20 protein-coding genes and 1 riboswitch are annotated in these 22483 nt (G+C 31.5%); of the genes, 14 read left to right on the plus strand and 6 right to left on the minus strand.

What is annotated here, in order from left to right:
- Positions 1-64: 64 nt before the first annotated feature.
- Positions 65-268 carry a hypothetical protein gene (locus KQI88_RS16455; protein WP_216419246.1) on the minus strand — a complete coding sequence of 68 codons (204 nt, stop codon included), beginning with the start codon at positions 266-268 and terminating at the stop codon, positions 65-67.
- 182 nt (positions 269-450) lie between these two features.
- Between KQI88_RS16455 and KQI88_RS16460 the strand changes: the two genes are divergently transcribed.
- Positions 451-1242 carry a methyl-accepting chemotaxis protein gene (locus tag KQI88_RS16460; protein ID WP_216419248.1) on the plus strand — a complete coding sequence of 264 codons (792 nt, stop codon included), beginning with the start codon at positions 451-453 and terminating at the stop codon, positions 1240-1242.
- A gap of 59 nt (positions 1243-1301) precedes the next feature.
- Here KQI88_RS16460 and KQI88_RS16465 read toward each other — a convergent pair whose 3' ends face one another.
- From KQI88_RS16465 to dapG, 4 genes are all read right to left on the minus strand, one after another.
- Complete coding sequence (locus KQI88_RS16465; protein ID WP_216419250.1) at positions 1302-2138, minus strand: MetQ/NlpA family ABC transporter substrate-binding protein; 837 nt, start codon at positions 2136-2138, stop codon at positions 1302-1304.
- Between the two features lie 6 nt (positions 2139-2144).
- Entirely contained in the window at positions 2145-2795 is a 651-nt protein-coding gene (locus KQI88_RS16470) for a methionine ABC transporter permease (protein ID WP_216419252.1), read from the minus strand.
- Positions 2795-3592 (minus strand): methionine ABC transporter ATP-binding protein, encoded by a 798-nt coding sequence (locus KQI88_RS16475; protein WP_216419254.1) that lies wholly within the window; start codon positions 3590-3592, stop codon positions 2795-2797. Before KQI88_RS16475 ends, KQI88_RS16470 begins: the two co-directional genes overlap by 1 nt.
- A gap of 92 nt (positions 3593-3684) precedes the next feature.
- Positions 3685-3788: riboswitch (SAM riboswitch) on the minus strand.
- 69 nt (positions 3789-3857) lie between these two features.
- Entirely contained in the window at positions 3858-5081 is a 1224-nt protein-coding gene (gene dapG / locus KQI88_RS16480; protein WP_216419256.1) for an aspartate kinase, read from the minus strand.
- A 197-nt stretch (positions 5082-5278) separates the two neighbouring features.
- Between dapG and KQI88_RS16485 the strand changes: the two genes are divergently transcribed.
- The 9 genes from KQI88_RS16485 (at position 5279) to KQI88_RS16525 (ending at position 17548) form a co-directional block, all read left to right on the plus strand.
- Positions 5279-5461 carry a hypothetical protein gene (locus KQI88_RS16485; protein WP_216419258.1) on the plus strand — a complete coding sequence of 61 codons (183 nt, stop codon included), beginning with the start codon at positions 5279-5281 and terminating at the stop codon, positions 5459-5461.
- Positions 5462-5884: 423 nt separating this feature from the next.
- Positions 5885-7192 carry a branched-chain amino acid transport system II carrier protein gene (gene brnQ, locus KQI88_RS16490; protein WP_246579354.1) on the plus strand — a complete coding sequence of 436 codons (1308 nt, stop codon included), beginning with the start codon at positions 5885-5887 and terminating at the stop codon, positions 7190-7192.
- A gap of 377 nt (positions 7193-7569) precedes the next feature.
- Entirely contained in the window at positions 7570-8787 is a 1218-nt protein-coding gene (locus KQI88_RS16495; protein WP_216419261.1) for a dicarboxylate/amino acid:cation symporter, read from the plus strand.
- Between the two features lie 328 nt (positions 8788-9115).
- Positions 9116-9829: a formate dehydrogenase accessory sulfurtransferase FdhD gene (gene fdhD, locus KQI88_RS16500; RefSeq protein ID WP_216419263.1), complete on the plus strand. Its 714-nt coding sequence runs from the start codon at positions 9116-9118 to the stop codon at positions 9827-9829.
- A gap of 507 nt (positions 9830-10336) precedes the next feature.
- Positions 10337-10528, plus strand: a complete 192-nt coding sequence (locus tag KQI88_RS16505) for a twin-arginine translocase TatA/TatE family subunit (protein WP_216419265.1) — start codon at positions 10337-10339, stop codon at positions 10526-10528.
- 408 nt (positions 10529-10936) lie between these two features.
- Positions 10937-12196: an NAD(P)-dependent oxidoreductase gene (locus tag KQI88_RS16510; RefSeq protein WP_216419267.1), complete on the plus strand. Its 1260-nt coding sequence runs from the start codon at positions 10937-10939 to the stop codon at positions 12194-12196.
- A gap of 219 nt (positions 12197-12415) precedes the next feature.
- Positions 12416-14644 carry a DNA helicase PcrA gene (gene pcrA / locus KQI88_RS16515; protein ID WP_216419269.1) on the plus strand — a complete coding sequence of 743 codons (2229 nt, stop codon included), beginning with the start codon at positions 12416-12418 and terminating at the stop codon, positions 14642-14644.
- Positions 14645-14733: 89 nt separating this feature from the next.
- Positions 14734-16701, plus strand: a complete 1968-nt coding sequence (gene ligA, locus KQI88_RS16520; RefSeq protein WP_216419397.1) for an NAD-dependent DNA ligase LigA — start codon at positions 14734-14736, stop codon at positions 16699-16701.
- Between the two features lie 157 nt (positions 16702-16858).
- Positions 16859-17548, plus strand: a complete 690-nt coding sequence (locus KQI88_RS16525) for a TIGR01906 family membrane protein (protein WP_216419271.1) — start codon at positions 16859-16861, stop codon at positions 17546-17548.
- Positions 17549-17581: 33 nt separating this feature from the next.
- Here the strand turns inward: KQI88_RS16525 and KQI88_RS16530 are convergent, their stop codons facing one another.
- Positions 17582-17977: a rubrerythrin family protein gene (locus KQI88_RS16530; protein ID WP_216419273.1), complete on the minus strand. Its 396-nt coding sequence runs from the start codon at positions 17975-17977 to the stop codon at positions 17582-17584.
- 160 nt (positions 17978-18137) lie between these two features.
- Here KQI88_RS16530 and gatC point away from each other — a divergent pair, with 160 nt between their 5' ends.
- The 4 genes from gatC to KQI88_RS16550 all read left to right on the plus strand — a co-directional run bounded on the left by gatC (position 18138) and on the right by KQI88_RS16550 (position 22417).
- Positions 18138-18404 carry an Asp-tRNA(Asn)/Glu-tRNA(Gln) amidotransferase subunit GatC gene (gene gatC, locus KQI88_RS16535; RefSeq protein ID WP_216419275.1) on the plus strand — a complete coding sequence of 89 codons (267 nt, stop codon included), beginning with the start codon at positions 18138-18140 and terminating at the stop codon, positions 18402-18404.
- A 10-nt stretch (positions 18405-18414) separates the two neighbouring features.
- Positions 18415-19875 (plus strand): Asp-tRNA(Asn)/Glu-tRNA(Gln) amidotransferase subunit GatA, encoded by a 1461-nt coding sequence (gene gatA / locus KQI88_RS16540; protein ID WP_334300613.1) that lies wholly within the window; start codon positions 18415-18417, stop codon positions 19873-19875.
- 15 nt (positions 19876-19890) lie between these two features.
- Entirely contained in the window at positions 19891-21318 is a 1428-nt protein-coding gene (gatB, locus tag KQI88_RS16545; RefSeq protein WP_216419279.1) for an Asp-tRNA(Asn)/Glu-tRNA(Gln) amidotransferase subunit GatB, read from the plus strand.
- A 127-nt stretch (positions 21319-21445) separates the two neighbouring features.
- Positions 21446-22417, plus strand: a complete 972-nt coding sequence (locus KQI88_RS16550) for an ABC transporter substrate-binding protein (RefSeq protein WP_216419281.1) — start codon at positions 21446-21448, stop codon at positions 22415-22417.
- Positions 22418-22483: the final 66 nt, after the last annotated feature.

Raw genomic sequence — 22483 nt, forward strand, 5'->3', positions numbered from 1 at the left:
TAAAATGGATATCTAACATATTTTTTACGGTATATGTTGGATATCCATTTTCTTAAATTATGGCTTAATGTTGTTTGTTTATACCACCAATAATCTTATCCCATTCTTCTTGATAAAAATGCTTAGAATCCAAAGCATCAATATCTTTTACCATATCTAGTGGCATTACTAATGGATTAATTGTTTTTTCTATTACTTTAAATGCATCTGCATTATATGTTTCATTAATTAGATCTTTAGGATTGTTATAATACTTTCTTTTTTTCATAATTATCACATCCTTGTATATTTAGGCTGATCATAATTAGTATGTGTAAAATATAATAAAAATAAAAATGAAAAAATTACAAAAAATTTAGAGGAATTCTAAGAAAAATGTCTAATAATTATGAAAGGATACTTATTGTCAATATGTAATATTTTTTAATATAAAATGTGGGGGAGAAAGTTATGAGAATAGCAATTATTGGTGGTGGTCAAGGAGGACGTTCGATTTTAAGTACTCTTATGAAAATGCAGGAAATTGAAATTGCTGGTATAGTAGACATAGATGAAAATGCTCCTGGAATTCAGTTGGCGAAAAATTTAGGAGTATATTATACTGACAGCATTCAAGAAATACTATCAAAAAGAGTTGACTTAATTATCGAAGTAACTGGAAGTAACAAGGTAGCTGATGAAATTAATATGCACAATGTCCATAATGCAGAAATTATTCGCAGTCAAGCAGCTAAATTAATGACCATTCTTGTAGGCAATGAGGAAAAGCTTACTGGCCAATTGGAAATGCAAATGAACGAAATAAGAAATATTAGTAATGTAACATCAAGTAGCGTAATGAAAATGCATGAGAGTATTTCCCAGACTACTACACTTAGTAATACATTAAATGACTTTGCTGATAGAACTATACAGCATGTAAAAGAGACAGACAAGATTATTCAATTTATGAATAAAATTACTCAACAGACAAATATTTTAGGGTTAAATGCGTCCATTGAAGCTGCTAGAGCCGGAGAACATGGAAGAGGATTTTCTATTGTTGCTAAAGAGGTACAAAAACTTGCGACTAATAGTGAAGACTTTACAAAGAAAATAGCAGAAATATTAAGCAAGATTAGTGACGAAGTATTTTCTATTAATACGGAAATTGAGCAGCTTAATACTATATCTCAAAACCAACATCAAATGGGAGCAGAATTACAAACAGCAGTTGCAGAGCTCGCTGCTTCTTTAAAATAAGGTGTAGATAAATAAAAAAATGATGGTATACTATACCATCATTTTTTTATTTAAGTTACCTAAAATGCAGGAATAATTGCACCCTTATATTTTTCATTAATAAAGTTCTTTACTTCAGGTGAGTTAAGAGCCTTTACTAGTTTCTGTATGCTTTCATCATTAGCACTTTCTGATCTAATGGCTAATATGTTGGCATAAGGAGAATCCTCATCTTCCAAAATTAATGCATCATTAAGAGGATTTAAATTAGCTTCTAAAGCATAATTGGTATTTATAATTGCAGCATCTGTATCACCTAAAGATACTGGTAGTTGTGGAGCATCTAGAGCAATGAAAGATAGGTTTTTTGGATTATCAACAATATCATTTTCTGTTGCTTCTAAACCTGCATTTTCGTCTAATTTAATAATTCCATATTTCTCAAGAAGAAGTAAAGCTCTACCTCCATTAGTAGGGTCATTAGGAATTGCAATTTTAGCTCCATTCTTAAGATCTTCAATTTTATCTAACTTTTTAGAGTAAAGTCCTAGAGGCTCAATATGAACTTTAGTAGCTGCTTCTAGTTTAATATTATGGCTATTAACAAAGGAGTCCATGTAAGGAGCGTGTTGAAAAAAGTTAGCGTCGATTTCCTTGTCGTTAAGAGCTAAATTTGGAAGCACATAGTCAGTAAATTCCACAATTTTAAGTTCAACACCCTCTTTCTCTAGTATAGGTTGAACAATTTTTAATATTTCTGCATGGGGTTCAGGGGTAGCACCAATATTTAATACATTAGCTGTAGTTTCTTCTTCGTTATTTGAAGCAGTATTGTTAGCTGGAGCTTTTCCACAGCTACTTAGTATTAAAGATAAAATAATAATTCCTACAATAGATAGTACAATATTTTTTTTCATTTTTAATTACCTCCTATTAATTTGTTTTGATATAAAGTTGCCGCTAAATTGTATGATTTGAACTATTACTATCAATAGTAATACGGTCCAAATCATAATTTCCTTATCAAATCTATGATATCCATACCTAATTGCTAAATCTCCTAGTCCACCTCCTCCTACTGCTCCTGCCATGGCGGAATACCCTATAACGTTGACAAGGGTAATTGTAATACCTAAAACAATGGCTGGCATGCTCTCTGGAATTAAAACCTTACATATTATTTGAATAGGGGTAGCCCCCATTGCCTGAGATGCCTCAATAATTCCCCAATTAACTTCTAGTAGTGCATTTTCGATAACCCTTGCATAAAACGGTATAGTGGCTACTGTCAAAGGTACTATAGCTGCCTTTGTGCCTATAGATGTACCAACTATTAGCCTAGTAAAGGGTATAATAGAAATCATTAATATAATAAATGGAAAAGAACGTCCAAAGTTTACTATATAAGAAAGGGTTCGATGTAAAATATTATTTTCTAAAATGTGTTTTTTTCTTGTGGAAACTAACAAAACTCCAATAGGAGTACCTATTAATACTGCAAATAATGTTGTAATTGAAACCATAAAAAGGGTTTGTTTAAATGCAGGTACAATTAATGTAATAAGTCTTGACACTATAAAACACCTACCTTTTTTGTTTTAAATAATTTAATAGATTCTTTAATATAAGTATTACTATCATTTTTATCTAATAAAAGCCTTGTATATGGATTTTGTGGAGATGAAAACACTTTGTTTACAGGGCCTTCCTCCACTATACTTCCGTCTTGTAATACTGCAACTCTATGACATATTTGCTCTATAACTTCCATTTGATGGGTTATTAACACTATAGTCACACCTAATCTTCCATTTATTTCCTTTAATAATTCTAGAATGCTTCTACTAGTAATTGGGTCTAGGGCAGAAGTAGACTCATCACTTAAAAGTATTTGTGGATTTGTTGCAAGTGCCCTAGCTATTGCTATACGCTGCCTTTGACCACCGCTAAGCTGAGACGGATAATGGTTTTTCTTATCGGCGAGATCTACCAAATTAAGCAATTCCTCTATTCGTTTGTTTCGCTCTTGTTTTTTAACACCAGCTAATTCTAAGGGATATGCTATATTATCAAAAACATTTCTGCTACTTAATAGATTGTAGTGTTGAAAAATCATACCTATATTCTTTCTTTCCTCTCTAAGTAGAGATGTAGATAGATTGGTTAAATTAACATTATTAACCCATACCTCTCCATAAGTTGGTTTTTCTAACAAATTTATACAACGAATAAGTGTAGACTTTCCAGCACCACTAACTCCCATTATCCCGTATATTTCACCCTTTTTGATATTTAAAGAAATATTTTTAATGGCCAAAACATTACCTTCCTTAGCCTCATATATCTTTGTAATATTGTTTAGATTTATCATAAAATCACCTCATAAAAGTATTTTAAAGAAATAAAAAAACCTCTTTCAAAATGAAAGAGGTTAACTAATAACATAATAAAATTAGGATTCCTCTCTCATCTCTCAACACAATTGTGTTGCTGGAATTAGCACCTTCGACTAAAGTCGTGGTTGCCGGGTTTCATCGGGCCAGTCCCTCCACCTCTCTGGATAAGAGTTTTCGTATTATTTAATTTAAAGTTTATTATATTGCCCTTTTTAATTAATGTCAAGTATTTTTTAAAAATTATTGATTTAGATTAAAAGCATCATGTAGTAGGTTTACAGCCTTATTTGCATCCTCTTCTTTAATTAGACAGGAAATAGTAGCATGAGAATCTGAACTTTGTAGTATTCTAATATTTTCTTTAGATAGGGCTGTAACTATAGTTGCCATTACACCAGGAATACCAGTAATCCTACTACCAATAATTGTAACTTTGCTACAGGCATTTAAAATATTATATTTGAATTGAAATTTATCCATTAATCTTTTTGTTAAATCTATTTGGTTTTCATCTATAGTAAAAACTTTTTTATCTATAAAAAAATTTATCATATCGATACTTATATTAGCATCAGCTAAAGAGGAAAATAATATGCTATCACCTTGTAAACTATCATCCATGGTAATAGAAACTTGAGAAATATGATTTTTGCTTGTAATTGCTGTCAATAGTTTTCCCTTATTAGGTCGAGTGGAGTATAGTTCTTTGCCTGTATGTGTATAATAATGAATTTTAGTTCCTGGGTGAGATGACATTGTATTTTTGATTTTTATAGTAAGGTTTCCTTTTTTCGAGATTTCTACCGCTCTAGGATGGATAACTTGAGCACCTTTGTCTGCCATTTGAAATACTTCTTCATAATTAATTTCATCTATAATTTTTGCATTAGGAACAATATTAGGATCAGCAGTCATAATACCATCAACATCTGTATAGATATCTACACTTTCTGCATTAAGTGCAACCCCTAAGGCAGCAGCTGTTGTATCACTACCGCCACGACCTAATGTTGTAATCTCACCTAGCTCAGTAGCACCTTGAAATCCTGTGACTATTACTATAGCACCATTACTAAGATGCGAAAGTATTTGTTTGTTGTCTATAGCTAGAATTTCTGCATTACCAAAAACAGAGTCGGTCAAAATACCAGCTTGGGGACCTGTAAGTATCACAACTTTTTCTCCCATTGCTTCTAATTGTGCACCTATTAATGATGAAGATATTATTTCTCCACAGGACATTAGTAAATCTAGGGTTTTTAGACTGTGTCCTGGGCAAGTAGAGGATATTAAATCCTTTAAAGTATCAGTTGCATAAGGTTCTCCTTTTCTGCCCATTGCAGAAAGAACTACTACAACAGATTTGCCTGCTTCTTTACATTTTAGTATTTTGCTTATTACCATTGCTCTTCTATCTTTAGTAGATAATGATGTTCCTCCGAATTTTTGGACTACTATTTTCATAAACAACACCTCTGATTTTCAAATTTCATAAACATTCAATCATACATTACATTATGCTGGAGAAATATAAATGTTTATCTTTCAATTTAAGTAAATAAAATAGAAAAAACTTATCATAAAAAAGCACAATTCTATTGCTATTTCATAATATGAAGTGAGAAATAAAAGATATTAAATTGAAAGGTGAGGTGCTAAGTATGAGTGAAGCAGGTGTATTATCAAATATTTTTGGTCGAGAAAGCAGCTTATTATTCTTCTTTTTAATACTAGTGGTTATATTCTGTAACTGTGGTATTTTCAAAGATAGTGGAGATAGCCTATTATTCTTCTTCCTTTTACTAGTCGTATTGTTTTGTGGTAATAGAATTTGTAGATTTTAATTATTATTTAGTCTAACAATGGTTAAATAATAACCTGTTCTATTAGAAAACATATTATAGATTAGAAAGTTAAAAATATTATTTGGTGGAAGAGGACTTTGGAGCTGTTAGTTAGCTAAGTTTATATTACGGTAAATAAAGAAGGGGAGGGATACCCCTTCTTTATTTCGTGAAAACTAATACTTATTGCGCAATAAATAAGATTAAGAAAGTTAAAAATATAACAAAGTTTTTGATTTTTTCAAAATTATATATGTTTACAGATTTAACAATATATTAGAAAAGATATTAAAATTCTAACAATTTTTCCTTTTTTGATTATTTCATAATGTCTTTAAACATACGAAAATTGATGTTATAATGATTTTATACAAAATCTAATAAACATAAGATTGAGAATTGTTTAACAAAGGAGACGAGATGATGAATAATAAGAGGCAGGATATCTTGGTTGTAGGTTTTGCACTATTTGCGATGTTTTTTGGAGCGGGTAACTTAATATTTCCTCCATCATTAGGGCAACAGACAGGAACTCAGGTAATTTCTTCAATCGTAGGATTTCTTTTAACAGGTGTAGGATTACCACTGGTAGGAATTATTGCAGTAGCTAAGTTTGGTGGAAATTTAGAGGTGTTAGGATCAAGGGTAAATCAAAGCTTTGGAGTTGTAATAACTATAATAGTTACATTGGCAATAGGTCCATTTTTAGCTATTCCAAGAACTAGTGCCACTACTTTTGAAATGGGAATACTCCCATTCTTTCCAAATATGAATAGTGTAGTATTTTCAATAATTTATTTTGCAATAGTTCTATTTTTTGTATTAAGACCAAGTTCATTAATTGATAATATAGGTAAGATACTGACACCAGCATTGTTTGTAACTTTACTAGTGATTATTATTAAAGGTATTATTTCACCTATAGGTACAATAGGAGCAAGTCAAATAGCTACACCATTTGCTACAGGATTTAAAGAAGGATACCAAACTATGGATGCCTTAGCATCTACAGTATTAGGATCTATTATTGTAGGATCTATTATGGCTAAGGGATATAAAAATCCTAGGGATGTATCTAGCTTAACTATTAAGGCAGGTATAGTTGCTACTATTGGACTTGGAGTTATTTATGGAGGGTTAGCTTACCTTGGTGCAACAGCTACAAGTTTTCCAAGTGATATATCTAGAGCTCAATTAATAATTGGAATAACAGAAAGCATACTTGGTAACGTTGGTAAAATACTATTAGGAATAGCTGTAGGACTTGCATGTTTAACAACCTCTATTGGATTAACCGCTGCAACAGGAGAATACTTCAGTAAATTAACTAAAAATAAGTTAAGCTATAAGTTGGTCTGTATTTTGACGGCAATAATTAGCATGGTAATATCTAATGCTGGGGTAGATGAAATTACTAGTTTAGCTGAGCCACTATTAGTTGTTCTTTATCCTGTTGTTATTGCACTGATAATGGTTACATTCTTAGATAAATATATACAACATAAAGCAATATATTCTGGTGTTGTATACACTGCATTAGTAGTTAGTGTGTTAGAAGTCCTTGTAGGATACAATGTTGCAATACCAGGTGCAAAGAAAGTGTTAGCGGCCCTACCGTTAGCAGATCAAGGTTTTGCTTGGGTAGTACCTACTATTGTAGTGGGAATATTGTTAATGGTTTTCTTTAAAGCATCAGAACTTTTAAGTGGACAAGCTTATACAGAGAAATAACATAACAGTATAGTAAAAATATATGATGGTGGTAGTCACATTAAGTGCTGTCATCATTTTTATTTTTTTATAAGATAAAGTATATTTTGTAATCCTTAAGGGCTTTTAAATAAGTAAAAGGTTAGAAAAATTTTAATCAGTGACCCACTATTACAGGAGTTGATGCAATAGTATCAAACAATTTTTTGAAAAAAATGAATATGTTAATTTGTGTTATTGCACAAAGTAAGTATATTGTGCTATAATAATAAAAAATTATGAATAAGTACAATATCAACTGATTAATATTTTAACTATTCTAAATACACTCATAATTTTGATAATAATATAATATGTTAAATATAATGAAGAGATTAAATTTAAAGGAGGGAGTTTAATTGAAATTAACAACAAAAATCTTATTAGGTTTATTAGCTGGTATTATTGTTGGCTTATTATTTACTGGAAGTCCTGAACTAATAAAAACCTTTGTTGCTCCGATAGGAACATTATTTTTAAACCTTATTAAAATGATTATAGTACCGCTTGTTTTCTCATCTCTAATAGTAGGGGCTGCAAGTACAGGAGATGCAAAAACTTTAGGAAGAATAGGTGGTAAAACTATGGTATATTACTTATTAACAACTGCTATTGCCATAGTTATAGGGTTGTTTTTAGGAGGAGTACTTCAGCCAGGAGCTGGACTTACTATACCAGTAGGAGTTGAAGTGGCTCAGCAAGAAGCACCATCACTTGTAGATACTTTTCTTAATATTATACCGTCAAATCCGCTGAAAGGTTTAGTAGAAGGAAATATGCTACAAATTATAACATTTGCATTATTTCTTGGAATAGGTTTAACTAGTTTACCAGAAGAAAAAGGAAGACCATTTCTTAATTTCTTTGATAGTCTAGCTGAAATTATGTACAAAATAACAGCTTTTATTATGGAACTCGCACCTTATGGTGTGTTTGGTCTTATGGCACCAGTTGTAGCTAGCAACGGTCCAGCGGTTTTACTACCACTTATTAAAGTAATTGCTGCCGTTTATATAGGATGTATAGTGCATGCATTAGTTGTATATGCACCAGCAGTAAAACTGCTTGGTAAAATGAATCCTATTACTTTCTTCAAAGGGGTTATGCCAGCTGCTGTTACAGCTTTCACAACAAGTAGTAGTTCAGGAACATTGCCTATAACTATAAAATCTGTTAAAGAAAACCTTGGAGTATCTGATAAAATAGCAAGTTTTGTTCTTCCACTTGGTGCTACAATAAATATGGATGGAACTGCACTCTATCAAGGAGTTTGCGCTTTATTTGTTGCTCAAGCATATGGGATTACTTTGACTATGCCTCAGTTAGTAACAATAGTTCTTACTGCTACATTAGGCTCAATCGGTACTGCAGGAGTACCTGGAGCTGGAATGATTATGCTAACGATAGTTCTTAACTCTGTAGGATTGCCACTGGAGGGTATTGCTTTAATAGCTGGTATCGATAGAGTTTTAGATATGGCAAGAACTTGTATAAATGTTGTTGGAGACACTTCGGCTGCAGTTGTAGTAGCTGCATCTGAGAATGAAATAGATGTGCCTTGTTCTAATATAGTATAAATGAAGTATAAACTTTAATTATAATATATAAATCATGTATCGTGATAACAAAAAGAAAGAGTCTTTATCTCTTTCTTTTTGCTATTTCATAGGATTTATTAGTTAAAAGTTATGTTGAAAAAATGTCGAAATATGCTTTTGTTGTCTATAAAGATATGCTATTATTTATAAAGATATATTATTATTAAAAAAGCAATAAATAGCAGAAATAAAAATTAATTTTTCAAAGGAAATAAGGGGAGAACAAAATTGAATATGCTAATACTTTAGCAGAATAGGAAGAAGTACTTTAAAAATAAATACTGTAAACTTAGGAGGTGAGTGTGTAATGAATACATTGAATTTATCTGAAGAATACCCAATAACTATATATGTAAATGGAACAAACTTTGTAACATTAATGTGTACGCCAGAAGATTTAAAGGACCTTGCAGCAGGCCATTTAGTTAACTCTGGAGTAGTAAAAAGCATGAAGGACATTTTAATTATTATGGCATGTGATGATGAGCGCGAAATATATATTAATGCACCAAATGCCAATTTAAATGGAAATAAACTAAAGCAGATTATAGTAACAGGTTGTAGTGGAGGTACGGATATTTCTGAAAAACTAAAAGATCTGCCTAAAATACATTCGGACCATAAAGTGAGCACAGATGAAATTAAGCTCAGCTTTAAAAGAATGATAATGGAATCTAAAAAATATATGGAGCATGGAGGAATACATTCTTCAGCTTTAATAAGTGGTGACTTCTTCGTTACAAGAGAGGACGTAGCTAGGCACAACTCACAGGATAAGGTTACTGGATATGCTTTAATTAGAGATATAGATCTTACAAAATCTATGATTATTACTACTGGAAGAATTTCAGCAGATATGGTGTATAAAGCAGTTAACTCTAATGTTCCAATTATATGTTCTCTAAGTAACCCTACAACCCTTGCAGTTGATATTGCAGATAGATGTAATATAACTGTAGTAGGTAGGGCAATGAGACCAAATATGACTGTATATACCAATAGTCAAAGAGTACAATTTTAGTTAGGTTCTGAATTGTTATGCGTATAATATTTTTGACAACTATTCTACTAAAGTTTTTTGATAAATAGTGACCTAGTGTAAATTTATAACCTATGTACCATATATTAAGAAAATTCTCGAAAGGTTAAAATAATAATATTAAATACTGTTGCTTTGCGTAAATATATGTTATTATTTAAGTAGAAACTTGTACTATCATAAAAAAATAAAAGTATCTAGAAATGAAAAGTTAATTTTTTAACAAAAAATACAAGTAAATAAAATGGATGTATAAAAAAGATTTTTAGATCGAGAAAGGACTAAACATTCAAACGGCTCTTACTATGTTCTATAAAGAGATTGGTTGGGATGAAAAAACAGTAGCATCCATTGGAGCTACTTTAGAAAAATTAAGCATGGAAGATGTAGCGGAAGAACGTGCAAAGCTAAAATTATTACGATAATAGTAAGTATATACTACAAAAAGTACTAAGTTTTGTAGCAAAATATTGGTAGGGAGGTGTTTTTATGTTTGGAAGATTAGGAACTGGAGAGCTTATTTTAATACTTGGTATAGCCCTAGTTATATTTGGACCTGCAAAGCTGCCAGAACTTGGTAAAGCAATGGGTAAAGGGTTAAATGAGTTTAAATCACATGCTAACAGAATTACAGAAGATGTTAAAGAAAGTGTAGATGTAGAAGATAAGAAAGATAAATAAAACTAATTTTAAAGCCTTAGATATATCTAGGGCTTTAAATATTAATTGGAATTTAAAAATGTTTTTTTCTTTTCCTTTTTTTCTAAACATATCATTCATGTCTTTTAGCCCTTCTTCTTCTGTAAGGTCTCCAGTAACTTTAGCTGTAACTTCTGCAATTATAATGTTTATACCTTTTGGATCGTTAATCTCATTAGCTAAAGTGTAGCATGGTACTTCTACGATTTTAACATCATCTCTAACATTAATGTCGCATGTAACTATATCACTATTTACAACTACTGTTTCACTTGGTATTACAATGCTATTGTAATAGACAGGTTGAATCATCTAATGTATAATGTATGATGTATATAGCAATAGATGTAATTTACTGAAATTATAATAAGTAGCAGGAGAGTCGATGTTATGGCAGAACATGTATTAGATATGGCAAAAAAATGTTTACAATGTAAAAATCCTGGATGTCAAAAGGGATGTCCTATAGGTACACCTATAAAAGATATGATTAATTTGCTTTTACAGGGAAATATCAATAAGGCTGGAGAAATGTTGTTTGAGAATAATCCATTATCCGTAATATGCTCTGTAGTATGTCCCCATGAAAATCAATGTGAAGGTAATTGTGTATTAGGAATAAAGTCAAGTTCAGTTAAAATAAGCAATATAGAAAATTATATTTCTAACTATACTTTAAAATTGATAGATCTAAAGCCAAAGGTAAAACGAGAAGGCAATATTGGAATAATAGGCTCTGGACCAGCAGGTATTACTATAGCACTATTACTAGCCTTAGAGGGATATAACATTACTATATTTGAGGCTAAAAATGATATAGGTGGAATGTTACGATATGGAATTCCAGAGTTTAGATTGCCTAAGGATGTTTTAGACAAAATAAAAAATAGACTAGAGGAGCTAGGGGTTATAATTAGACCTAACATATTAGTAGGCTCTGTAATAACTATAGAAGAACTTTTTAGAGATGGATTTGATGCCTTATTTATTGCTACAGGTTTATGGAAACCTAATAAGTTAAATATTAAGGGAGAAAGCTTAGGACATGTTCACTATGCAATTGATTATTTAAGAGAACCTGGTGCATATAAATTAGGAAATAAGGTATGCATTATTGGCGCTGGGAATGTGGCAATGGATGTGGCAAGAACAGCAATCAGAAAAGGCTCTAAGGAAGTGACTATAATGTTTAGGGGCGGCTTCGAAAATATGACGGCTACAAAACATGAAATAGAGTATGCCAAGCTAGATGGAGTTAAATTCGAATTATACAAAAACCCTGTTGAAGTTACAAAAGAGGGTATAGTATATATTAAATCAAAGATAGTATCCGATGAAGATGGAGAAAGGTATATTGCAGTAGATGATTCGAAGGAGCTATTTGAGTGTGACTCTATTATAGCTGCTGTTAGTCAAGGACCTAGAACTAATATAATATCTACAACAAAGGGAATAGAAGTAAATGAAAAAGGTCTACCAATAGTAGATGAAGATGGTAGAACTACTAAAGAAGGAGTTTTTGCATCTGGTGATGTAGTTACTGGAGCAGGAACTGTTGTAGGGGCGGTTAAATATTCAAAACAGGTAGCTAAGGCTATAGATAAATATGTTACGGAGAAGTATGAAAATCAAGTTAATAAAGTAGATTAATTGAGGGCAACTTTAAAAGTTGCTCTTTTTATTTTCTAAATAGCATAAACAAAATTTATAGAAATTACATTTATTTTACTTACATAAAACTCATTTTCAAATTTAATACTTAAATATGGTATACTATTTTAGAAAAGAAATAATTGAGGAAGTATCATATTTGAAATTTTGTTCTTAATTATGTAATCTCCTCAAGTATATACGAAGGGTGAAATAGCTATGGTTAATAAAGATATTTTAATAGAAAATTCAGGTTTAGGACATAAAAATGAATCTAGATATAATCATTTAAATACAATGCAAAAAAAAGCTGTACTTACTACCGAAGGTCCTGTATTGGTATTGGCTGGAGCTGGTTCTGGAAAGACAAGGGTACTTACACATCGTATAGCATATTTAGTAGAGGAAAAAGGGATATCGCCTTATAATATTTTAGCAATTACATTTACTAATAAAGCAGCGAAGGAAATGAAGGAAAGGGTAGAAGATCTATTAGGAGACTACTATAGGGACTTATGGGTAAGTACCTTTCACTCTTCCTGTGTGCGTATTTTGCGTATGGAAATAGATAAGCTTGGCTACGAGAAAAATTTTGTTATTTATGATACTACAGATCAACAGGTTGTTATGAAGGAGTGCTTAAAGAAGCTAAATTTAGATGAAAAAATGTTCCAGCCTAGAATGGTTTTAAATGAAATAGGAAGAGCTAAAGATCAATTAATTAGTCCAGGTGAGTACTTATCTGAGTTTGGAAATGATTTTAAAAATCAGAAGGTTGCTGAACTATATAAAATGTACCAAAATAGGCTAAGAAGTAATAATGCTCTAGATTTTGATGATCTAATTATGAAAACTGTACAACTTTTTCAAACTAACCCTACAGTTTTACATTATTATCAAAACAAGTTTAAGTACATATTAGTAGATGAGTTTCAAGATACTAATATGGCCCAATATACTTTAATTAGTTTATTAGCTAGAAGTCATGGAAACCTATGTGTAGTTGGGGATGATGACCAGTCCATATATGGCTGGAGAGGCGCGGATATAAGAAATATTTTAGGATTTGAAAAGGATTTTCCAAACACTCAGGTTGTTAAGCTAGAACAAAACTACCGTTCAACAAAAAGTATTTTAGATGCTGCTAATATGGTAGTAGCCAATAATACAGATAGAAAATCAAAAAAATTGTGGACAGATAATAAAGATGGAGAAATTATACAATATTATCGTGCAAATAACGAATATGACGAATCAAGTTTTATAGCATCTACTATTGAAAAGCTTAATGATGAAGAAAATAGGCCCTACTCACAGTTTGCAGTACTATATCGTACTAACGCTCAATCTCGTGCAATAGAGGAAATGCTAATGAAGAAGGGAATACCATATAAAATTTACAGTGGTACTCGTTTCTATGATCGCAAGGAGATTAAAGATATTTTGGCTTATCTACGAACTATTGAAAATCCGGTAGATGATGTAAGTGTTAAGCGAATTATAAATGTACCTAAAAGAGGAATTGGTCTTAAAAGTATAGATAAGTTTGATGAATATGCAGATGTAAGGGGAGAAAGCTTTTTCAGTGCGCTTTTAGATGTAGATAAGATGCCAGATCAATCTACTAGAGTTAAAGTTCAGACAGGTAAGTTTACGAATCTTATAATGTCACTAAGAGAAAAACGTGATGAAATGACAGTTACAGATATAGTAAAGGAAATATATGAAGGTACTGGTTATATAGAAGCCTTAATGGCAGAAGATAAGGTAGAGGCAGAAAGCAGGATCGAAAACCTTCAGGAGTTTTTATCTTTAACAAAGGACTTTGATGAAAATGCAGAAGTAAAAACTCTAGAGGAATTTTTAGCAAGAACATCTCTCGAAACTACTATGGACGGAGATGATGATGACGAAAATACAGTAGTTTTAATGACACTGCACAGCGCTAAGGGTTTAGAGTTTCCAGTAGTTTTCATACCAGGTATGGAGGAAGGAATATTTCCATCATCTATGTCTTTACAAGAAAATAATGAAGAAGAAGAAAGAAGATTATGCTATGTAGGTATTACGAGAGCTAGGGAAAAACTATATATGAGCCATGCTATGACTAGAACATTATATGGGAGAACTAGTGCAAATGCTATTTCAAGATTTTTAGGTGAAATTCCAGAGGGACTTATTCATATGGATAAGCCTTATAACAGGAAGAAGGATTTAATAGAGATGCAAACTTCTCCACTATTTACTGGAGCTATGATGCATCAAAAGAAAGAGACTATAAGTAGTGTTGACCTAAATCAAGTAAAGGCGGGAAGTAAAATTAAGCATCCTAAATTTGGCGTAGGAACAGTTGTTTCTGTTGCAGGAGAAATGCTTACAATAGCTTTCCCAAATGCAGGTATTAAAAAGATTGCATCGACTTTTATTCAAATGGAAATAATAGGATAAGCTAAGACTCAATTTAAATGGAGTTTTAGAACTCTCAGCTATGAGATAAGTTTTTAAAATAGTGTGAAGGAGCGAGTCTATTGGATGAAATGAGAAAGCTAGTAGATAAGTTAAACGAGTATAGTTATCGATATTATGTTTTAGATGACCCTATAGTTAGTGATAAGGAATATGATGAACTGTATGATCAGCTAGTAGTCTTGGAGAAAAAAACAAATACAGTACTTCCAGATTCACCAACAATTAGAGTAGGGGGAGAAGTATTAAAAGGTTTTACAACCCATGAACATTTAGCACCATTATGGAGCCTAGATAAATGTAAAACACCAGAAGAGCTAATTTCCTGGGATATTAGAGTAAAAAGATTGCTTCAAAACAGCCTATTACCTATAGAATATGTTATGGAGTTCAAGTTTGATGGACTGACATTAAACCTGACATATGAAGGTGGACAACTAGTGCAGGCTGCCACTAGAGGTAATGGTATTGTTGGTGAAGGTATTTTAGAGCAGGTGAAAACAATAAAATCTATCCCTCTTACAATACCATATAAAGAAAAAATTGAAGTACAAGGAGAAGGACTAATGGGTCTTTCTGTACTTCAAGAATATAACAAAATAGCACCAGAGCCTTTGAAGAATGCTAGAAATGCGGCGGCGGGAGCCCTTAGGAATCTTGATCCTAAGGTAACAGCAACAAGAAAGTTAGATGCATTCTGCTATAATGTTGGTTACTATGAGGGGATAGAGTTTAATACTCATATGGAAATAATAGATTTTTTAAAGAATAATAGATTCCCTGTAAGTAAATATGTAAAGAAGTTTGATAATATTAATGAGGTTATAGATGAAATTAATAAAATCAAAGAAGAACTAAAGAATTTTGACTTTTTAACGGATGGATTAGTTATTAAGATTAACAGTATAGAAACTAGAAGACAGTTAGGTTATACTCAGAAGTTTCCACGTTGGGCTATGGCTTTTAAGTTTGAAGCAGAAGAAGTTACGACTCAGCTAAAAGATGTAATTTGGCAGGTGGGTAGAACGGGAAAACTAACACCATCAGCAGTTTTAGAGGCAGTAGATATCGGTGGGGTTACTGTTAGTCGTGCAACATTAAACAACTGGGATGATATTCAGCGTAAAGGGGTTAAAATAGGCTGTGATGTTTGGCTTAGAAGATCAAACGATGTAATACCAGAAATAATGGGTGCTATTGAAGAAACCTGTGAAAATGCAGTAGATATTGAAAAGCCTGAGTACTGCCCTGCATGTCATAGTGAAGTGCTTGAAAAGGGAGCCCATATCTTCTGTCCTAATTCACTATCCTGTAAACCTCAGTTAGTGTCTAGAATTGTTCATTATGCTAGCCGTGATGCTATGGATATAATAGGCTTTAGTGAAAAAACAGCAGAACAGCTTTTTGAAGAGTTAGATTTAAGAGATATTGCGGATTTATATGAGATTAAATATGAGGACTTAATTAAATTATCACGTTTTGGAGATAAAAAAGCCCGCAATCTTTTAGATGCAATTGAAAATAGTAAGAATTGTAAACTAGATGCTTTTATATTTGCTCTAGGTATTCCTAATGTAGGTAGAAAAACGGCGATGGATCTGGCAAAACATTACAAGTCTTTTAAGGCTATAGAAGAATCTAAGTTTGATGAGCTTATAACCCTGCCAGATGTTGGGGATATAGTTGCACAAAGTATAATTGATTTCTTCCATGATGAAGAGATTAAAAAGAGTATAGAAAAGCTATTGGGTGAAGGAGTTAGTCCTAAATATGAAGAAGGAGAAAAGAAAGAAAGTATTTTTTCAGGTAAGACAGTTGTAGTTACGGGAACACTAGAGAAATATGGACGTAAAGAAATTAAGGAACTATTTGAAAAACTAGGGGCTAAAGTAGCAAGTAGTGTTAGTAAAAATACAGATTTTGTATTGGCTGGTGAAGCAGCAGGATCTAAGTTAGATAAGGCTAGAGAAATTATCGAATCTGGAGTAGATACTAATTTAAAAATTATTTCCGAAAAAGAATTTGAGGAAATAATTTAACGACATTAAGGAATCAATTAGCCTTTGTTTACTTTATAATATGGATCATCATAAAAACTGTACTCTGTTAGTAAATATAGATAATAACAATTTAAAAAAGATGATATAATTAATAAGGAAAAACAGAGGATAATGCTAAAAAGAGGTGAATAGCTTGATGTTGTTTAAAAAATTAGGTTATATTATCTTGGGAATTCTATTATCTATAATATTATTACTTACTTCTATAGAAATTGTTGCGTTTAATTTAACCCACTACAGAAAATCCTTTGATAAATATAACATTACAGAAGCTACAAGTATGGATATGGAAAACCTTGAATATACGATAGATGATCTGTTAAAATACTTAAAGGATGACAAAGAGGAATTAGATACTAGAGCAGTTATTAAGGGCGAGGAAAGAGAAGTATTTGGAAATAGGGAAAAGCTTCATATGGTAGATGTTAAGGAGCTTTTTATGAAGGGAAGGCTTATTCGTAATATTAGTATTCCTTTAATAATTATAATTTCTTTTTTTATTATTAGAAATGATAAGTATTGGAGAAAGGGTCTTTCTAAAACTTTGCTATATACTGCAATTTGCAATATAGTCATTTTAGCCACTCTATTAATATTAATGGCAATTGATTTTTATAAATACTTTACTTATTTCCATCTTATATTTTTTACTAATGATCTATGGCTATTAAATCCAAATACAGATGTACTTATACAAATGGTTCCAGAAGCATTTTTCTATGATACTGCTGTTAAGATAATTATATACTTTGTAGGTTCTTTAACAATATTAGGACTATTAGGATTATATTCTATTAAAAGAAACAAAACACAATATGGTAGCTAGGCCCATATTGTGTTTTGCTTTTATTTTAAAAACTTATTTATCTAATATATCTTTAAGTAATTGAGAAAGTTTTCTTTCATGTTCTTTTTCTATTTTGGCCACTTCTCTAAAAAAAGCTGCTATTTCTGTAAAACCTTCTTCTAATGCAACTTTTTCATATTCTTTATACATTGTATCTGCTTCATAGTTTTCAGTCTGAATAGATCGTTTTAAGTTTGATTTTGTATCCTTTATACCATCTAAAAATGTAAGAATTACTCTTGCGTGTTCTTCTTCTTGATTAGCTGTTCTTTCAAAAACCGAGGCAACATTATTATATCCTTCATTTTCAGCTACTTTAGCAAAATATATATATTTATTTCTTGCTTGGCTTTCGCCAGAAAAGGCTGTCCACAGGTTTTTTTCTGTTTTACTTCCTTTAATATCCACTAATAAACACCCCCAAAAAATCATTATCTAGTTCATTCTAACATATTAAGAATTAACTTAAAATAGTAGAGAAAAACTAACTAGGAATACTATGAATGGTGGTAAAAATATTTCAAATTATATATAATCAGTTAAAAGAGGATATTATGGAGGATGAGAAATGGATAGTATTATTAGTCTTGCTAAACTTACCTTTAGTGAAGGTGAAAAGGAAGCACTTAGAGAACATATGGGAGATATTTTAAATTATGTTGAAATATTAAAAGAAATAGATGCAAAAATAGAAAATCTAGATAATAATTTTAATAAAGAGTTTGCAGTTTTAAGGGAAGATAAGGTAGAGAGCTCTTTTAATAGAGAGAGTATTCTTGGAAATGCATCTAGCAAAAAAGATGGATACTTTCTGATCCCTAATATTTTAGATTAATAGGAGGTGAATGAAATTGGAACTCTACAACCTTAGTATGTATGAAATAAAGAATAAAATAGAAAAAAAAGAAATAAAAGCTGTGGAGGTACTTGAAAGTACCTTAAAGAGAATAGATAGTGTTGAAGATAAAGTACAATCTTATTTAACTTTGACTGAAGACATAGCCTTTTGCAAGGCTAATGAAATAGATAAAAAGATCGCTAATAATAAAGCTATAGGAGAGTTAGGTGGTATACCTATGGCAATTAAAGATAATATTTGCACAGAAGAAATATTAACAACATGTGCTTCTAAAATGCTACATAATTTTATACCGCCCTACAGCGCTACAGTTTATGAAAAACTCTTGATGGAAGATGGAGTTATGCTAGGTAAAACTAATATGGATGAGTTTGCTATGGGATCATCTACGGAAAACTCATTTTATAAAACAACTAAAAATCCTTGGGATATAAGTAAAGTACCAGGTGGATCTAGCGGAGGGTCAGCATCTGCTGTGGCAGCAGGCGAGGCTTTTTTTGCTTTGGGCTCAGATACAGGAGGATCAATTAGACAGCCTGCGGCTTTTTGTGGTGTAGTAGGCTTAAAGCCTACATACGGATTAGTATCTAGATATGGATTAGTTGCTATGGCTAATTCTTTGGATCATATAGGTCCTATTACAAAGGATGTAACTGACTGTGCTCTAGTTTTAAATGCTATTACAGGGTATGATTCTAAGGATGGAACTTCTATTAAAAGAGATAAGATAGATTATTTGAAAACCTTAAATGAGGGAATAAAAGGATTAAGAATTGCTATACCTAGAGAATACTTTGATGAAAATTTAAGTGAACCTGTTAGAAAGGCCCTAATTGAAGCCATCCAGGTATTTGAAAATTTAGGTGCTGTCTGTGAGGAAGTATCATTACCAAATACAAAATATGCCATGGCAGTTTATTATATAATATCTCAGTCTGAGGTTAGTCTTGCTTTGGCACGTTTTGATGGAATTAGATATGGACATAGGGCTTTAAACTACACAAACATAGAAGAATTAGTTAAGTATACAAGGAGTGAAGGCTTCGGACCAGAGGTTAAAAGAAGAATTGTGCTAGGGACACATTGGCTAAGTGGTGATAAATATAAGGAATACTATCAGAAGGCTAATGAAGTAAGGAAATTAATCAAACTAGATTTTAATAATATATTTTCTAACTATGATGTTGTGCTTATGCCTACTTCAGCTACTACTGCTTTTGAGCTAGGTTCGAGTCAGGAAAAACCTCTAGCAAGAGAAAAACTAGATGGATACACAGTAGCTGCTAATTTAGCAGGTATTCCCGCAATATCTATTCCTTGTGGTTTTGATAAAGGCTTACCTATAGGAATGCAGTTAATGGGGAAGGATTTTGACGAAGAGACTCTTCTAAGAGTAGCTAGGGCTTTTGAAAGAAATACTAGTTTAAATCATAAACTAAGCCTATAGGATAGAGGTGATAAAATGAATACAAGAACAATTATTGGATTAGAAATTCATGTTGAGCTTTCCACAAAATCTAAAATATTTTGTAGCTGTAGTACAGACTTTGGTAGTACAGCAAATAGTCAATGTTGTCCTATTTGTATTGGAATGCCAGGTAGTCTCCCCACACTTAATAAAAAGGTAGTAGATTATGCAGTTAAGGCAGGACTTGCTCTAAATTGCAATATTGCTAGAGAAAGTAAGATGGATCGAAAAAATTATTTTTATCCAGATCTAGTAAAGGGATATCAAATTACCCAATACGACAAACCCCTATGCAAAAATGGTTTTTTAAAAATTGGACAAGGGAAAAATATAAAAAAGATAGGTATAAAGAGAATTCATATAGAAGAAGATACAGGAAAATCCTTGCATACTAATGAAGATGTAACATTACTTGACTATAATCGGAGTGGGGTACCTTTAATAGAAATTGTTACAGAGCCCGATTTAAGCAGTGCAGAGGAAACTAAGGAGTTTCTAGAAAGCTTGAGGGATATTTTAAAATACATTGGAATCTCAGATGTAAAAATGGAAGAGGGTTCGCTTCGTTGTGATGTTAATATTAACGTTGCAACTGAGAATGGAAAGTCCTTTTCTAATATAACTGAATTGAAAAACCTTAACTCTTTTAAATCTGTAGTTAAGGCAATAGAGTTTGAAGAAAATCGACATAGATTGCTTTTACAAGAGGATAAAAATACTTCTAAAGAAACAAGACGCTGGGATGATATAGCAAATATGACTATATCTATGAGATCTAAGGAAACTGAAGATGACTATAGATACTTTCTAGAGCCAGACATTATGAATATTGCACTTAGCGAAGATGAAATAAATAAAATTAAAGAGACCTTACCAGAACTTCCTAGGGATAAAAGGGAGAGATGGGCAACTATCTTTAAATTACCAGAATACGATATTAATATTTTAACTTCTTTCTTAGAACTAGCTAATTTTTTTGAAGAAACTATGTCCTATTATAATAGCCCTAAAAAACTAAGCAATTGGATTATGACAGAGCTTTTAAGGAGGTTAAAGGAAGAGGAAATGGATATTAGTCAGCTAATATTTACACCTAAGGACTTGGCCGAACTATTAGATCTAATTGATAAAGGAGTAATTAATAACTTCATTGGAAAAAAGGTATTTATAGAGATGATTAATGGTGAAGGGAAACCAAAGATTATTGCAGAGAAAAATGGGTGGATACAAATAGAAGATATCAAAGTTATTGATGAAGTGCTCCGAGGAATATTAAGAGAAAATCCTCAGTCGGTGTATGATTATAGAAATGGTAAAGACAGAGCTTTTGGGTATTTAGTGGGTCAAAGTATGAAGGCTTTAAAAGGCAAAGGAAACCCTCAACTTATTAATAAGGTGCTAAAAAAACTACTAGAAGAATAAATAAAACCTCTGATAATATGGAATAGTTTGAAAAAATTTCTACAGGAGCGATTAGAAAGTGAAAAGATGGGTTATAGCTTTAATTATTATAATAATATTATCTTGTATACTTATAGGGGTTTTATATATGCTTTCATCTAAAAAATATTATGAAGACATAGTCATTGATAATGAGCAGAGGATAAGAGTCCAATTGGAAAAAAATCCAAGAACATTAGACCCTCAAAAAGCATCATTACCTGAAGATTTAACTTTAATATGTAATCTTCAAGATGGAATCTTAGGAATTTCACAAGATGGAGAATACGTATTTGGTGAAGGACTGGGAAAGTCCTATGAAGTAGAAAATGATGGATTAGTTTATAGATTTAAGCTGCGAGAGGCCTATTGGTCTGATGGAACTCCTATTACAACTGAAGATTTTTATTATAGCTGGAAAAGGGCACTAGATTTAAAAGAAGAAGCACCCTACGGACAATTATTACATAGCATAAAAAATGCAAAACAATATGTGAACGAAGAAGTAGGACCAGAAGAATTAGGTATTAATATTGTAGATGCCTTAGTATTTGAGGTAGAACTAGAAGAGCCAGATCCAAACTTTTTATATAAATTAATTTATCCAGTTTTCTTTCCTATTAATTATGAAAATAGTAATATGGATGATACAATTTTTGATAAAGATCATAATAGATATATTTCATCAGGTCCATTTCATATAGAAGAATGGCTAGACTATGATAGGATTACTCTCTCTAAAAATGCAACATATTGGGATGCAGATAATGTAGTTGTAGAAAAACTTGATTTTTTAATAATTAGTGAAGACATAAGAATATTTGAAGCATTTCAAAGAGGAGAATTAGATATTATTGAGGTTTCTAAAAATTACAAGACAAATATTGAAAAATCACCTGGTTTTTATATTGTTGAAGAAGGGCAATTAGATTCTTCAATAAAATTACAAGAATTTGAAATGAAGTCAGGTCAAAAAGAAGAGCACTTTAGAATAGGTATTATTAAACCTTCTATCAATAGGGTTTTTGTATTGCCTACTCCCCTAACATATCATCTTAAATGGAGCTATGTTAGGTATTAAAGTGCTTCAAAACTTAGAATAATTAACAATCACCAACCCCCTATTAGTTTATAATATATATTACAA

The sequence above is a fragment of the Alkaliphilus flagellatus genome (assembly GCF_018919215.1).
GTDB lineage: Bacteria > Bacillota > Clostridia > Peptostreptococcales > Natronincolaceae > Alkaliphilus_B > Alkaliphilus_B flagellatus.

Coding starts and splice junctions, on each gene's coding strand:
- gatB (WP_216419279.1), top strand. CDS start 19,891: ATGAATACAAGAACAATTATTGGATTAGAAATTCATGTTGAGCTTTCC.
- dapG (WP_216419256.1), bottom strand. CDS start 5,081: ATGAAAATAGTAGTCCAAAAATTCGGAGGAACATCATTATCTACTAAA.
- KQI88_RS16510 (WP_216419267.1), top strand. CDS start 10,937: ATGGCAGAACATGTATTAGATATGGCAAAAAAATGTTTACAATGTAAA.
- pcrA (WP_216419269.1), top strand. CDS start 12,416: ATGGTTAATAAAGATATTTTAATAGAAAATTCAGGTTTAGGACATAAA.
- KQI88_RS16485 (WP_216419258.1), top strand. CDS start 5,279: ATGAGTGAAGCAGGTGTATTATCAAATATTTTTGGTCGAGAAAGCAGC.
- fdhD (WP_216419263.1), top strand. CDS start 9,116: ATGAATACATTGAATTTATCTGAAGAATACCCAATAACTATATATGTA.
- KQI88_RS16550 (WP_216419281.1), top strand. CDS start 21,446: ATGCTTTCATCTAAAAAATATTATGAAGACATAGTCATTGATAATGAG.
- KQI88_RS16525 (WP_216419271.1), top strand. CDS start 16,859: ATGTTGTTTAAAAAATTAGGTTATATTATCTTGGGAATTCTATTATCT.
- gatA (WP_334300613.1), top strand. CDS start 18,415: ATGAAATTGGAACTCTACAACCTTAGTATGTATGAAATAAAGAATAAA.
- KQI88_RS16455 (WP_216419246.1), bottom strand. CDS start 268: ATGAAAAAAAGAAAGTATTATAACAATCCTAAAGATCTAATTAATGAA.
- ligA (WP_216419397.1), top strand. CDS start 14,734: ATGAGAAAGCTAGTAGATAAGTTAAACGAGTATAGTTATCGATATTAT.
- KQI88_RS16475 (WP_216419254.1), bottom strand. CDS start 3,592: ATGATAAATCTAAACAATATTACAAAGATATATGAGGCTAAGGAAGGT.
- brnQ (WP_246579354.1), top strand. CDS start 5,885: ATGAATAATAAGAGGCAGGATATCTTGGTTGTAGGTTTTGCACTATTT.
- KQI88_RS16465 (WP_216419250.1), bottom strand. CDS start 2,138: ATGAAAAAAAATATTGTACTATCTATTGTAGGAATTATTATTTTATCT.
- KQI88_RS16505 (WP_216419265.1), top strand. CDS start 10,337: ATGTTTGGAAGATTAGGAACTGGAGAGCTTATTTTAATACTTGGTATA.
- gatC (WP_216419275.1), top strand. CDS start 18,138: ATGGATAGTATTATTAGTCTTGCTAAACTTACCTTTAGTGAAGGTGAA.
- KQI88_RS16460 (WP_216419248.1), top strand. CDS start 451: ATGAGAATAGCAATTATTGGTGGTGGTCAAGGAGGACGTTCGATTTTA.